Annotated in this window: 7 protein-coding genes; 6 read left to right on the top strand and 1 reads right to left on the bottom strand. The window is 41.6% G+C overall.

Translation table 11 applies throughout. The features are described 5' to 3' along the window. The 4 genes from H6G57_RS23735 to H6G57_RS23720 all read left to right on the top strand — a co-directional run. A partial coding sequence (locus H6G57_RS23735) for an SUMF1/EgtB/PvdO family nonheme iron enzyme (protein ID WP_190523151.1) occupies window positions 1–713 on the top strand: 713 nt, incomplete at its 5' end. Window positions 714–860: 147 nt separating this feature from the next. Then, a complete protein-coding gene (locus H6G57_RS23730; RefSeq protein ID WP_190523145.1) occupies window positions 861–1,118 on the top strand; it encodes a DNA-binding transcriptional regulator in 258 nt (85 codons plus the stop codon). A 24-nt stretch (window positions 1,119–1,142) separates the two neighbouring features. After that, complete coding sequence (locus H6G57_RS23725) at window positions 1,143–5,414, top strand: PAS domain-containing protein (RefSeq protein ID WP_199314430.1); 4,272 nt, start codon at window positions 1,143–1,145, stop codon at window positions 5,412–5,414. 156 nt (window positions 5,415–5,570) lie between these two features. Then, entirely contained in the window at window positions 5,571–7,877 is a 2,307-nt protein-coding gene (locus tag H6G57_RS23720) for a GAF domain-containing protein (protein WP_190523143.1), read from the top strand. A 3-nt stretch (window positions 7,878–7,880) separates the two neighbouring features. On the opposite strand, the gene H6G57_RS23715 is transcribed toward H6G57_RS23720, so the two are convergent. After that, window positions 7,881–9,290 (bottom strand): proton extrusion protein PcxA, encoded by a 1,410-nt coding sequence (locus H6G57_RS23715; protein ID WP_190523141.1) that lies wholly within the window; start codon window positions 9,288–9,290, stop codon window positions 7,881–7,883. Window positions 9,291–9,448: 158 nt separating this feature from the next. Between H6G57_RS23715 and H6G57_RS23710 the strand changes: the two genes are divergently transcribed. Together H6G57_RS23710 and H6G57_RS23705 are read left to right on the top strand one after the other, a co-directional pair. Next, window positions 9,449–11,575 (top strand): recombinase family protein, encoded by a 2,127-nt coding sequence (locus H6G57_RS23710; protein WP_190523154.1) that lies wholly within the window; start codon window positions 9,449–9,451, stop codon window positions 11,573–11,575. A gap of 518 nt (window positions 11,576–12,093) precedes the next feature. Further along, entirely contained in the window at window positions 12,094–15,714 is a 3,621-nt protein-coding gene (locus tag H6G57_RS23705; RefSeq protein ID WP_190523139.1) for an Ig-like domain-containing protein, read from the top strand. Window positions 15,715–15,812 lie beyond the last annotated feature (98 nt).

The following is a 15,812-nucleotide window of genomic DNA, read 5'->3' as shown; positions in this document are numbered from 1 at the left end:
TTGATGATCCAACCTATGGTTGGGATATTGATTATGGGTCACGCACCGTTGAAGTTGCACCTTTTTTAGCGAGTAAATATCTAATTACTAATAGCGAATTTCTGGATTTTGTTAAGGCGGGTGGCTACGAAAATCAAGACTATTGGGATGAAAAATCTTGGCAATGGAAAACTGAAAATAATATCCAACATCCCAAATTTTGGCGGTTAGAAAAGGGCAGTTATAAATATCGCGCTCAGTTTGATGAAATGGATTTACCGTTAGATTGGCCAGCAGAAGTCAATTACTATGAAGCAATGGCTTATTGTCGTTGGAAAGGTGAAGGAACTCGGTTAATGAATGAAGCCGAGTACAATGTCGCCACTTACGGTAATGGTTTAGTAGGAGATGTAGACAATTATAATCTCAATTTTAAATTCGGTTCACCGAGTCCTGTTGGAATGTTAGAAACGGCAAAAAGTTACTCTGGACTTTATGATTTGCGGGGGAATGTTTGGGAATGGTTGAGTGATAATTTAAACCCCCTTTCAGGATATGAACCCCATTTCCTTTATGAAGATAATTCAGCCATCTTTTTTGATAACGACCATCAAATGATGTTAGGGGGATGCTGGATTACAAACGGCACAGAAGCTTTGAAATATTATCGCAATTGGTTCCGTCCGAATTTCTATCAACACGCTGGTTTTCGGATTGTTCAAGATATTAGCTAATACAGTTATCAAGTATCCGCATTATCAGTTATCAGTTATCAATACCCTTACCTGTAAAAAAAATAACTCTATCTTTAGATAGATGTTATGTTAAATATAACATCTGGTATAGTTCGAGCTAATTATTAATCCTTTTTATCTTTTGTTATGAAAGCTACAGAGCAACCAAGAGTAGCACAGTTAATTCGTGAAACTCGTCAGTGTCTGAATTTGTCCCAAGTTCAATTTGCCTTAAAATTAGGGGTATCATTCCAAAGCGTCAATCGCTGGGAGAATGGGCGAACCAAACCCCTACCTTTAGCCTTAAATCAGATTAAGCAATTACTCCATCAGATGAGCACTTCGCCAGAACCAACTCTGCAAGAACGAAGTCGGGATCTTCTGGCTCAATATTTTTCCGACTAAGGACTAAAATGGGGGTTCAAAAGAGTGAACATTCACCTGTCAAAAGATTCGTTCAGTGGGCAAGGAGAAATCCATGAGTTAATCTGTAGTTTGGATTGGTCAAAAACCCTTCTCGGCCCACCGTCACAATGGCCTCAGAGTTTACGAACCGCCGTCAGTATTATCTTAAACTCTCGCTATCCCATGTTCATTTGGTGGGGCGAAGAATACATCAACCTCTACAATGAAGCGTATCGCCCGATTTTAGGAACCCGAAAACATCCCCAGTTTTTCGGACAATCTGCGAAAGAATGTTGGGCTGAAGTCTGGGATGTCGTGGGACTTTTAGCCGAAAGTGTGCTGCATACCGGTCAGCCTACCTGGTCGGAAAATTTGATGCTGATCATGCACCGTTACGGCTATACCGAAGAAACCTATTTTACCTTTTCCTATAGTCCGATTACCGACGAAAGTGGCGGAGTCGGGGGTATTTTTTGTACCGTCACCGAAACCACCGAACAAATTATCGGAGAACGACGACTGCAAACCCTGCGGGAAATTGCCACAGCCACCACGGACGCTAAAACCGTTGAAACCGCTTGTCAGCGTGCAATTCAGGCGATCGCATCTAACAACATGGACATCCCCTTTGCCCTGTTGTATCGCATTCAAGAGGGCAAACAAGCTGTTCTTGCAGGAACCGCCGGAATAGAACCCCATGATTTCATTGCCCTATCCCCGATTAACTTAACCGAAAATTCTGATCCTTGGCAGTTAAATCTTGTTAACCAAACCGGGGAAACCCTACTATTAAAAGACTTAAACACCCGGTTCCAGACGTTACCACAGGCGACTTGGGATGAACCTTCCCAGGCTGCGATGGTCATCCCCTTAACCCAAAAGTCTCAATCTCATTTAGCTGAGTTTTTAATCCTAGGAATTAGCCCCCGACGTGCCTTTGATGACTCCTATCGGGGGTTTTTTGATTTAATTGCCAATCACGTCGCAACTGCCATCGCCAATGCTCAAGCCTACGAAACTGAACGACAACGCTCAGAAGCCTTGGCAGATATTGAAGGCTTAGAAGCGAGGGCTGATGATTATCTCATTAAACCGTTTTCCGCCCGTGAACTTTTAGCTCGTGTCCACTCAATGTTAGAACTGACTCGACTGCGACAGGAAGCCACAATTCGAGAACAAGAATTAAAGACGACAAAAGCTCAGGTGATTGATATTCTCGAAAGTATTACCGATGGCTTTTTTGCCTTAGATCATCAGTGGCGATTTACCTATATTAACCAAGCTTCAGAACGGCTATTTTTGAAAACCAGAGGGGAATTATTAGGGTGTAATTTGTGGGAAATTTATCCTAATTTTTTAGAATCTATTGAAGCTCAAAAACTGCATGAAGTCATGGAAAATCAGGAGGCAGAACATTTTGAAACTTCAACGATTCATCCGGGGTTTTGGTATGAAGCCCAGGTTTATCCTTATCAAGAAGGTTTGGCGGTTTATTGGCGAGATATTACTGAACGAAAACAAGCAGAAGTTGCTTTGCGTCTCAGTGAGGAACGGTTTCGGGTGGCTCAAGAATTATCCTTAGATGCCTTTACTATTTTGCAAAGTGTGCGAGATGAAACGGGTACAATTATTGATTTTGAGTGGACTTATGTTAATCCGAAGGCGGCTGATATTTTGCAGCAAACCGTTGACAAGTTAATCGGTAAGCGACTTTTAGAGGTGCTTCCAGGGAATAAAACTAATAGTGATTTATTTGAACGTTATGTGCGAGTGGTGGAAACGGGAGAACCCCACGATATTGAGTTATCTTACCAATCAGAAGGAATTATGGGTTGGTTTCGGAATATGTGTGTTAAAATTGGTGATGGTGTGGCAATTTCTTTTAGTGATATTAGCGATCGCAAATTATCAGAAGCAGCTTTACTCCAAAGTGAAGAACGGTTGCGAGTTGCTCTTAAAAGTGCACCGATTACGTTATTTAATCAAGATAAAAATTTACGCTACACCTGGATTTATAATCCCTTTCTGAAACAATCTGCTGATGAAATTATCGGTCGCAGCGATTTTGATTTACTTCCAGATGAACAAGCATCCCAACTGGTTCAACTCAAATCAAGAGTTTTAGAAACCGCTACCGGGGCACGGGAGGAACTTTGCTTGAGCATTGAGGGACAGAAATATTATTTTGATTTAACCATTGAACCTTTACGCAATACTCAGGATGAAGTTATCGGAGTGACTTGTTCTGGGGTTAATATTTCCGACCATAAACAAGTGGAATTAGCTTTACGTGAAAGTGAAGGGTTGGCTAATGCAATAGCTGAGGAATTGAGAACTTTTATGGAAACGGTTCCGGCTGCGGTTTGGGTTGCCCACGATCCCCAATGTCATGATATGACAGCAAACCGGGCTGCCCATCAATTGGTACAGTTACCGTCTGGCGGGATTGTGACGGCTACCCCGGAAGATGGAAGTTATCCTTTTTCATTCAAAATTCAACGCCAGGGGGTTGATATTCCCCCAGAAGACTTACCGATGCAGAGGGCGGGACGCACGGGGGAGGATGTTGAGGCAGAATTTGAGTTTGTCTTTGAAAATGGGGAAGTTCGGTATATTTATGGTCGGGCGGTTCCCTTACGGGACGAGAGGGGGAAAATTCGGGGAGTGATTGGTGCGTTTTTGGATATTAGCGATCGCAAACGAGCCGAAGAGGAATTACGAGAACGGGAACAGAGGTTTATTACCTTATTTAATGGTATGGAAGATTGGGTGCTAGTGTATCATCTGACACCAGATTACCGACCCGGAAGGTTTATCGAGGTGAATCAACAAGCGTGTAATCGGTTAGGGTTTAGTCGGGAAGAGTTGCTTAGGATGTCTGTGGCCGATATTGTGGGTTCATCCTGGGTTTATCCCCAAGCCAATATAGAACAACTGCTGGAGCAGAAGCGTTTGGTGGCGGAATCGGTGCATCGCACCAAACAGGGGGAGCGAATTCCGGTTGAAGTGAGTGCGACTTTGTTTACCCTCAATGGTTTACCAACGGTACAGGCGATTTGTCGAGATATTACTGACCGAAAACAAGCCGAACAAGAGCGAGAAAAACTGTTAACCCGTGAACGAGCCGCCCGGGAAGAAGCAGAAGTTGCGAACCGGATTAAAGATGAATTTTTGGCGGTTTTATCCCATGAGTTGCGATCGCCGTTGAATCCGATTTTAGGCTGGACAAAACTGTTACAAACTCGCAAATTTGATGCAGCAGGAACCGCCCGTGCATTAGAAACCATTGAACGCAATGCTAAATTACAAACTCAATTGATTGAAGATTTATTAGATATTTCTCGAATTTTACGCGGAAAAATGGCGTTAAATATGGAACCCGTCAATTTAATTCCCACCATTCAAGCCGCTTTAGAAACCGTGAAATTAGCAGCAGAAGCAAAGGGAATTCAGGTGACGTTTGAAGTGATTTCTTTGGGACAAGTTTTGAGAAGTTCAGAGGCTTTGTCCGGTGAATCTCCAGGTTTTATCTATGTTTTGGGGGATGAAACTCGGTTACAACAGGTGATGTGGAATTTGTTATCGAATGCGATTAAATTTACTCCTGCTGGAGGGATTGTTGAGGTGCGATTAGAGTGTCGAGAAGGTCAAGCTCAAATTCAAGTTAAAGATACCGGAAAAGGAATTAATTCTGAATTTTTACCCTTTGTGTTTGACTATTTTCGTCAAGAAGATAGTACAACAACTCGTAAATTTGGCGGTTTAGGATTGGGATTAGCCATTGTCCGTCATCTCACAGAATTACATGGGGGAACAGTCAGCGTTGATAGTTTAGGAGAAGGACAAGGTTCGGTGTTTCTCGTTCAGTTACCCTTAATGGAATATAAGAAAGAACAACCTCAATCTCCAACAACAGATCCAGAGGAAATTGACTTAATCGGGTTAAAAATTTTAGTGGTTGATGATGAAGTTGATATTCGAGATTTAGTCGAATTTATTTTAGAACAAGCCGGGGCCCAAGTGAGAGTTGCAAACGGCGCACGGGAAGCTTTGGCTTTGATGTCGGATTTTGCGCCGGATGTGTTAGTTTCGGATATTGGGATGCCAGAAATGGATGGTTATGGGTTAATTGCAGAAGTCAGAAAAACATCCTCCATTCCTGCGATCGCGTTAACAGCTTATGCTGGAGAAACAAACCACGCTTTAGCTCTAGCGGCTGGATTTCAAGTTCACCTTGCCAAACCCATAGAACCTGATGAGTTAGTTCTTTGTATTATTAATTTAACCAAAAAATAAACAGCTTAGGAATCGGACGGGGTTGTCACCTAGGCAAAAACCTGATAAAATTATAGATATAGCTCTCGCACCTTTCTAAAAATAGGGCAGCTAAAAAAATACGACCTGTAGAAGATTGAGATAACTTCAGCTTTCACCCCAATTTGGTGCTGTGCTATGACTATTTCTAAGTCGGTTTCCACTAACAGTAAACTTTCTAAAGATACTGTATCATCGGACTCTACAGAACCATTAACCCTGTCCGAGAAAGTTGAACCCCTTCAGGATTGGAAACAGAGTTTAGAACAGTTATTCTATTTACAGCGCTGTAGTCATCTGTTGATGGCAGTCATTGAGCCACAAACTTTAATCTTGCGTTATGGGAATGAATTATTTTGTCAAGTTTCTAATATTCATTCAACTTTATTAGGCTCAGAAACAGGATTATCGGCGAAGTGGGGGGGAAAAACTAAAAATCCTAAAATTGAAGACGGACTCTTTAACGGCTTAAATCTTAAAATTTCAGATCTGTTTCAACAGTGGGATAGTTTAACCTTTGAACAACTCTATCGTTATCATCTCTTACATCACATTCTGAAGCAATATTATGACATTGATTTACAATTTTTACAACTGTTTAATCAGTCAGCGATCGCTATTTTAAATTCAGCTAACACTTCAGAACAACGATTTATTTCAATTTGGTTAAATTCCGATTTATTACAGATCACAAAACTGAATTCTCAACTTGATGACTTTGCAGAGTTTAAATTTAACTTAATGCCCTTTTCTGAGCGAGAAAGTTGGTTTTTAAAACCTGGAAATTTAGATTATATTGCCCAAAAATTAAATTTAGAAAACTATCAAGTCAAGGGAGTATTTTTGTTAGAAGGATTAGAGATTACCGAATCCGAACAAATGCGTCGTCTTACCCATCAATTAATTAGTCGAGATTTAATTGTCCAATCTCAGCAATGGGAAAATATTGAAAAACAATTACAAGCTTTATTTCGAGTTAAAACTTGTTTAGTCATGAGAATTCAAGGACAAGAAGCCAAATTATCCCAGAGTTTAAAGAATAATCCCCTTTACCAACCCATCATTTATCCTCTGGAAGCCTTAAAAGATTCTCCGATGTTACAAGCACTTCAAGACAATCAAGTCATTAATATTCCCGACCTGAGACAACAGTGTTTGACAGATTGTGAACGCTATTTAAGAAAGCTAAATATCCGTTCGGTTTTATTAATTCCCTTAGTGATTCAATCCGTTAATTTACAAGGAAGTCAACAAATTTTAGGGGTAGTGGGATTAACCAGTGATCACCCCAATCATTTTACCTTAACTGATGTTAAAAACGCCTATCAATTAATCCCAGCTTTGATTACAGCATTCTGCCATTGTTTACAAGAACAATTCACAAACTTACGCAATATTCATCCGTCCGTTGAATGGCGATTTTTACAAGAAGCAGAGCGCCGGAGTTGGGGATTTCAACCCGAAACAATTATCTTTGAAACCGTTTATCCCCTCTATGGAATTTCTGATATTCGAGGTTCATCGGAACAACGAAATCGGGCGATTCAGGTAGATTTACTAGAACAATTTCAATTAGCTATTAATATTGTAGAAGCTTTATGTGAAACCCAAAAATCCTCATTAGGAGAACAGCTTAAACTGGATTTACAAGACTATATTACTCAACTTAAAACAGAAATTAATGTTGAAATTGAAATGAGTTCAACGGATTATTTGAAAGAGCATTTAGAAATTTATTTTGATTGTTTTTCTCAGTGTAGTCCCAAGGTAAAAACTGCTTTAAAACAGTATAAAGAAGCTTGTAATAATGAACATGGATGTGTTTATACTGCCCGATCTTACTATGATGAAATGTTAAACCAAATTACCTATCATTTACAACAAGTTTGGACACACTGGCAAGAGCAAATGCAGACCATTCTTCCCCATTATTGTGAAATGGAATTCAGTGATGGGATGGATCATATTATTTATGTTGGAAAGTCCATTGATTCTCGGTTTACCTCCTTTCATATCCGCAGTTTAAGATATGAACAACTGAGGGCAATGTGTGATTGCGCCCGCAGGATATTTCGCTTAAAATCAGAACAAAAAATCACCCTAGATTTAGCCCATTTAGTTTTAGTCCAATATACCCCGATTGATATTTTTCATGATGAGAATACCGAAGGTATTTTTGCTGTTCGAGGAACCCGTGATATCCGGTATGAAATTGTTAAAAAACGGATTGATAAAGGCGTGGATAAAGACACCAAAATTCGCATTACCCAACCCGGAATGCTAACCCTAGTTTATTCAACAGAAGAAGAATGGCAAGAATATCAACAATATTTTCGCTATTTGCATCGGGAAGGGTGGGTAGATTCTCAAATTGAATTTGGAATCGTTGATCCCCTTCCGGGGGTTAGTGGGCTAAATTATGCCCGTGTTGCCATTCTGGAATAACCCTTACTCGTTCATCGTTTTATAGGTAGAAACAGCAGAAGGTGAACTGCGGTTGAGATAGCGGAAAATCCAATATTTAAACACCGCATCTAAGATAACCGGAAAAGTAGCAATAAACAGAAAATTAAAATCCCGATTTTCAGGAAGTCCAAAATGTCGCGCTGTACTTTCTAAGATTACTTCCCAACCGTGGGGAGAGTGGAACCCCACAAACATATCGGTGGATAAAATAATGATAAACGCTTTAGCACTATCACTCAATCCATAAATTAAATCCCCCATAAATGATTTGAGAATTTCTACCTCTTTCCGGTTAGAAACTAGGACAAAACAGAACATAGAAACAGCGATAATATCGGCAAAAACATTTTTGATGGCATTACTTCCATCAACTTTATATTCTTCCGCTAATTCTTTGGCTCTTTCCTCTAATTTTTCATCAAGTTCTTGTGGGTTTAGGGGAGGAGCTTGACCAATTAAAGCTTGAAATCTTAATCGTTGTTCATAATGTTGAAGCTCAACAAAAGCTTCCTCCTCCATATTAACATTCAGAAAAATAGGCGTTTGTTCTTGATTGGTAAAAACCCGATCCACAATCGGCCCCACTACAAAATTTTTAGCCAATTGTTGAGTGAGTAAAGGAATTAAAATGATCAATAAAACAAATCGGATAGAAACAAGGGTTTTAATTTTAGATTTTCGATAATTTTGGATCATTTCAAACTCAGATTCAGGTCTGAGTTCCTGTTGAACCCGATTTAAAGTTCTCAGCAAAGAGCGAGGAAGAACACTAGGGGAAGGTTTAGTTGTTAAATCCTCTTGAATTGTTTTTCCTGAACTTGAAGTCGAACTTCCATTATTTAAAGATTTATTGTTTCCCGGAGCATTTGTAATGCTAAGATCTTGATTAATAACTGTATTCCGCAGCGATAGAGATTGATTCGTAGGTGCTTTCATTAAGGCAACGGAATCTTCCGGTGTCATGGGGTGGTATCGAGAAATCACCGTATCAATATAATCGAGCTTTTCACAGATAATAGAAATAATTTTAGAGTCCGGTAATGAACCATTCCTTTCCAGATTATGGGTGATTTCACCGTTCACCGTTGAGGCCGGATTGAGTTGTTCAGATAATCCCAAAACCGAACGACTAGCATTAAATACCATTAAGCGAGTCTGAATTATTTTGAGATGTTTTTTCAATTCAGAATTAAAATAAGCCAGAGTGCGATCGCTATATTCAGTATGAGATTCCGAAGGAATTTTTTCCCCTTGAAAATGCTCATTTTCCAGGGAACGAATCTTCAAAGCCGCATCATAAGCTTGATCCAAAGCCCGTTCGGGTGTATCACGGAACCATTGATTTGCATTCCCAAACCATCGGTTTAAAAAATTAGAGTTAGAAGTCGCCATAGTTCAGTTATCAGTTATCAGTTATCAGTTATCAGTTAGGAGTTTTCAAGTGTCTTCTATCGTATGACTTGTGACTGTTGCCTTGCTCTGTCCTGTCTGCTGTCTACTGTCTCCTTGATCGGTACAATGTACGAGGTATATTAGCAAATTTCTATCGGATTGCTGTGCTGTCTCCTGCTTTGTGGATTACTGGAGGTTCCCGTAGTGGCAAAACTACTCGCCTCATTGAGTTATTTTGTGAATGGACACCTGTATTAGGAACACTCCCCAACCCCCAACGGGGGAAAAAGAAAAGGGAAAAAAGCCGATTAAAGCTTCAACTCACGGGGACGACGACCTTAATTTTTGCGGCTAATAGTGATAATCGGATGGTCTTAGCAGAGCGTTTGACCACTACACCCCAAGGACAATATTCTTTTTACTCCACAACCCCCCTAGGCTTTTTTCAAGATGAAGTGATTCTATTTTGGCCCCTATTAGTCGAAAAGTTAGGGTTAAAAGCCCAATTTCCCCTGCGATTACGTCCTGAAACAGAACAGGAACTTGCGCTGCAACTTTGGAGTCGTGATCTAGAAATCCACAGCTTAGAACGTCCAGGGATTAGCGTTAATCGTAGGGTACGCCAAGTCTTGGATCTTCTACAACTGGCTGCTCTGAGTGGAACCTCCATTGAAGACATTCCCCAGATTTTAGAGCAGGGGTTTGACTCCCGCAGACAGACAATAGAAACCCTGAATCAACAAATCGGTTTTTGGTTGAAACAGTGGAAAAACTGGTGCTTAGAACGGGGGTTACTCACCTATGGGATCATTGCAGACCTCTATGGTCAACACCTGCTGCATCATCCCATCTATCAAAAACACTTACTGCGTCGATATCCAGTGGTTTTAGCTGATGATGTGGATGAATATCCCGCCCTCGCTCGCCACTTGTTTGAGTTCTTTCTGGAGCAGGGAAAAATGGCTGCATTCACCTACAATCCAAAGGGGGCTGTAAGGTTAGGGTTAGGGGCTGATCCCAATGACCTCGCCAGTTTACAATCCCGTTGTCGTGTGGAAACCTTAGACTCACCCCAAGGTTTAGGAAAAGACCTGGCGCAACCAATTTTGGAATTAGTGTTTGAAAATGCGATCGCCTTTCCCGACTCCCTATTATTTTCTCCTAATATTAAATCGATTCAAACCCTATCACGGGCTGATTTACTGCGACAAACGGCTGAACAGATTATTGCAGGCGTAAAAACAGGTCAAGTACAACCGGATGAAATTGCTGTTATTGCTCCCGGTTTAGATGCCATTGCCCGTTATACCCTGCGAGAACTGCTCAACCATGCAGGTATTACGGTGGAGTCGATGCAAGAACAACGTCCCCTCGTCAGTTCTCCCCTGGTTCGAGCTTTATTAACCCTCATGGCCTTGATTTATCCGGGAAATGGTCGCCTTGTCCACCGAGATGCGATCGCAGAAATGCTCGTCACCCTCAGTTATGAAGGCAACAGGGAATTGTCAACCCCTGTGATTGACCCTGTACGGGCTGGTCTGTTGGCGGATCATTGTTTTGTGCCAGATTGGGAAAATCCTCGGTTGCTTCCGGTGACGGCTTTTCCCCGTTGGGATCGGTTGGGATATCAAGGGACGCAAGCTTACCAACAGATTCTGCATTGGGTTGAAGTTCAACAACAACAGTATCAACAACGACTCTTAGCAAGTCCGGTGGTGCTGTTAGACCGGGGAATTCAGCAATTTTTAATTCATAATTCTAGTTTAAGACCGGATCAATTGTCCGTCCTGCGAGAGTTAATGGAAACGGCAATTCATTATTGGGACGTGCAGAATCGTTTACAACTGCAAACTGGTGTCACCCCTTCAGAACAAGTGGGTCAGTTTATTCAGTTATTGCGCCTAGGAGTGGTTTCTGCGAATCCCTATCCCATATCCAGTTTGGGGATTAAACCTGGGGGGGTGACTTTAGGAACAATTTTCCAATATCGGGCCAGTCGAGCATCCCATCGTTGGCACTTTTGGCTTGATGTGGGATCTCCCTTGTGGTTAAGTGGGGGAGCAAGTATCCTGTGGGGAGCACCTTTGTTTTTGAGGGAACGAGAGCATCGTCCCTGGACAGTGGAAGAGGGGTTGGAAGCTGATCTACAACGATTACGTCGTATTATTGTAGATTTGTTGAGTCGGGTCAGCGATCGCTTAATTCTGTGTCACAGTGATTTAGCGGTTAATGGCCAAGAACAACTTGGCCCCCTTTATCAGTTATCAGTTATCAGTAATCAGTAATCAGTAATCAGTAATCAGGATTATTATTGAACTGTAAGTTGGGGAATATTTAGCTTTCGATTGGTTCAAATTGAACAAGCGAAAAAATAAGATAATATAGGGAATAGTGTTGGGACACCACTTGTACAGGATCGTCTACCTAAAAACTAACCCTAGAAGGTAAAATTTACCTTCAGACTAACCTATAAAATCTCACGCAAGGACTTGAAATCAATGAAGTACAAGTTTTAGCTTTTCTTCTTTTTTTTTCTGAGTTCTTCATCATTTTGAATGTACAATTTTCAATTTTGGAAGGCTTCCACAAGGAAACTCACTCATTTTTGAAATAAAAAATTTTCTACTAATAATATTAAAATGAGGTTGGTCATGTTTGTTTTCGGGTAAACAATTGAATCCGATCAATTTATAGAAATTGATGTTACTATCATCAACCCTTCTGGGAATGCTATAAATGAAACGAGGTTGGGGTGTAAGGAGTTAATTTGATTGCTTGGGTTTATTCATGAGGAGACTAACAAATGACAAGTGCAGCAATTAATACTGTTAGGGCCAGAGTTATTAATACAGAGGAAACCCTGTTAATTTTTCCGACAGAACTTCCGGGTATCTTTCAAAGCTTCACCGGGTTAGTTGGAGAAACCTTACCGGGTGCCAATGGTGATGTAATTTTTGTCCCTCAAAATCCCCCAGCACCCACCCCAACAACATCTCCCACCCCAACAACATCTCCCACCCCAACAACACCTCCAACCACATCCCCCACCACACCCCCCACAACATCCCCCACCACACCTCCTACACCTACACCTTCTGAAAGTGGCGGGACAAATCCGGCTCCGATTGCTAATAATGACTTTTTTCAGACCAACTTTCAACAAGCAACTTTTTTTAATGTTCTGGAAAATGATTCCATTACCGGAGGAAGTGGAACCAGTATCAGTATTGCTCAATTTAGCTCAACCTCCAATGGAACCTTAGTATTTAATGGGGCGGGAATTTTTACTTATACTCCTGACCCGAATTTTTTTGGAGTCGATAGTTTTAGTTATACGATTGTAGAAGGAACTGCCCCAGCCCAAGTTTTTATTGAAGTGTTAGCGGGAAACCGCCCGATTATTATTGAAGGAATTGGTCAAGGAACAGAAACCAGTGATTATATTACAGGTTCCTCTGGAAATGATGTGATCAACGGTTTAGATGGAGACGATACCATCTTTGGTTTAGCGGGAAATGATGAACTCCGAGGGGATGAAGGTAATGATACCCTCTACGGCAATGAAGGAAATGATAGTCTTACCGGAGGAGAAGGGAACGACGAACTCAATGGCGGTAAGGATAATGATTTTCTCGATGGGAGTGAAGGAGACGATACTGGGTTAGGACAACTCGGTAACGATACCATCATTGGGAATTTGGGAAATGATAGCCTTTATGGCGGTCAAGGAGGCGATAGTGTTAGAGGGGGAGACGGCAATGATCTCGTCTATGGCGATAAAGGCAGTGATGTCGTCTGGGGGGATGCGGGAAATGATACGGTAACAGGCGGAGACGAAGAAGACCTGTTATTTGGGAATGACGGTGCTGATAGTCTCCAAGGAAATACAGGCAACGATACGATATTTGGAGGTGTTGGTAACGATACTGCCTTCGGAGGTCAAGGAGATGATCAAATTTCCGGTGAAACCGGAGATGATTTTCTCTGGGGCGGTATTGGTGTCGATACTCTCACCGGCGGGTCAGGAAATGATACCTTCGTGATGACTCCCGAAAGTGGAGGGGGGAATTTAGAAGACGCTCAAATTGTGAATGATTTTGAACCGGGCGATCGCATTGGTTTAGCTGCGGGTTTACAATTTAGTGACTTATCGATTACCCAAAGTGCTGAAAATGCCGGGAATACCATTATTAGAAATGGTAGTGCAGGAGATTATATTGCCGTTTTGATTGGGGTCAATAGCACCACCATCAACGCCGATAGTTTTACTCCCATTTCTGGTACGATTATTCCGATTCCGACTCCATCTCCAACAACACCACCCACACCTACAACTCCACCCACACCCACAACTCCACCCACACCCACAACTCCACCCACACCCACAACTCCACCGACGCCAACAACATCTCCTACCCCAACAACTCCACCCACACCCACAACATCTCCTACCCCAACGACTCCACCGACGCCAACTACTCCCCCGTTACAACCCCCCATTGCTCAAAATGACACCGTAAAACGAACTCCTGATGGTTCTGTAACCTTTAACGTACTAGCAAATGATACAGATCCCCAGGGGAGTCCCCTTACTTTAGTGAGCGTCGGGACAGTTGCCAATGGCAGTGTAGCGATTTCCACCGGAGGAAATATTGTCTATACACCGAATCCCGGTTTTACAGGGCCAGAAACCTTTAGTTATACTATTCAAAACAGTTATGGCTTAACGTCAACGGCTCAAGTCACAGTTAACGTTAATATTCCCCCAACATTATTAGTGAATAACGGGATTATTATTGCGCTTAATGATGTGGAAAATCTTACTGCTGGAAATCTTTTGGCAGTAGACCCTGATAATCCCCCGAATGAAATTTTTTACCAAATTACCCAAGAACCCAGCTTAGGGAATTTACAAGCCATCGGGTCTACACCTCAAGTGATTAATTTGGGAGAAAGGTTTACTCAAGAAAATATTGACAACGGTTCCATTGAATATAATTCTCGAAATCTATCAGGAGAAGACGACTTTCTTTTCATTCTCACCGATAACGTTGGGACGACAACCCAGAATGCCTTTAGTATCACTATTGTTGATGATATTATTTCCGGCACGGACGGCGATGATTTAATTACAGGTAGTGGTTTAAGTGAAAATATCAGAGGATTTGCTGGAAATGATACCCTCTTAGGACTAGGCAACCGAGATGTTTTACAAGGAGGAAGCGGACGAGATTCTCTCGACGGGGGAGAAGGAAATGATGTTTTGCAAGGAGATGAAGAAGACGATATTCTCCTGGGTCAAATTGGGAACGATTCTCTATTTGGAGGTCAAGGAAATGACTCTCTCGATGGAGGTGCAGGTCGCAATACCTTGTTAGGAGAAGATGGCAATGACACCTTAGTTGCTGGAGATGATAGTAATTTACTCTCCGGTGGGAATAATGATGATATTCTCATTAGTGGTATTGGGAACGATACCCTTTTAGGGGGGAGTGGAAATGATTCCCTGACCGGAAATGCCGGAGATGATTCTCTTTATGGAGAAGAAGGACAAGACCTAATTTTTGCCGGAGTCGGTCAAGACTTAGTTCTCGGTGGTATAGATAACGATACTATTGATGCCGGAGAGAATAATGACACCATTTTTGCCGGTGATGGCAATGATTCGATCATCGGTGGAGATGGAGACGATACTATCAGTAGTGGTTCAGGGGCAGATACCGTTTCAGCAGGAACGGGAGATGATTCCATCTTTGGTGATACTGGAAATGACTCGATTGTGGGTGATGTTGGAGAAGATACTATCTATGCTGGAGATGGCTTAGATACTTTGTTTGGGGGAATTGGTAATGATGTCATCTTTGGGGATGGTGGCAATGACACAATCTTTGGTGGTGAAGATGATGATACCTTAGCTGGAGGCGCAGGGGCTGATAGTTTAATTGGGAATGTGGGTAATAATTCTTACTACTATTTAGCTCCCGCAGAAGGCGTTGATGTGATCACGGAATTTAATGTTAATGGTGATGATCGATTCCTGTTTAGTTCTCTTGGTTTCCCTGGCTTTACCACCGCAGAAGGAACTGTTGTTCCTCTACAAGGAATAATCATTTCTAATCTGGGTTCGGAAGGGGATGACATTAGTAATAAACAAGTGATCATTTTCCAAGATACCTTTGATAATGTTCAAGCGGTTAATGCTGCTTTGAAAAATCAAAAAGGTTCCAGTGATACTGCCGCTTTCTTTGTCTATCGCAATAACTTGTCTTATGCTGCTTTTCCGGGTGCTTATGTGATGGGCTATGATCCAAATTTAAGTGATGATAGTCTCCCGGCTTTTGATTTAGGAATTTTACCGTCTATCGATCCAGCAACCAACAATATTAGTACCTTAATTACGCCTAGTGATTTTGTCATTATCTAGTTGACAGTTGACGATTAACTATTGGTACAAATGGCTGGTAAGGGCAGGTTCTGTTAGATCTTTGTGAATAACCACTCATCGCGATTTAATGAACCTGT

This window comes from Planktothrix sp. FACHB-1365 (genome assembly GCF_014697575.1).
GTDB lineage: Bacteria > Cyanobacteriota > Cyanobacteriia > Cyanobacteriales > Microcoleaceae > Planktothrix.
This window is presented reverse-complemented; position numbering and strand designations above follow the sequence as displayed.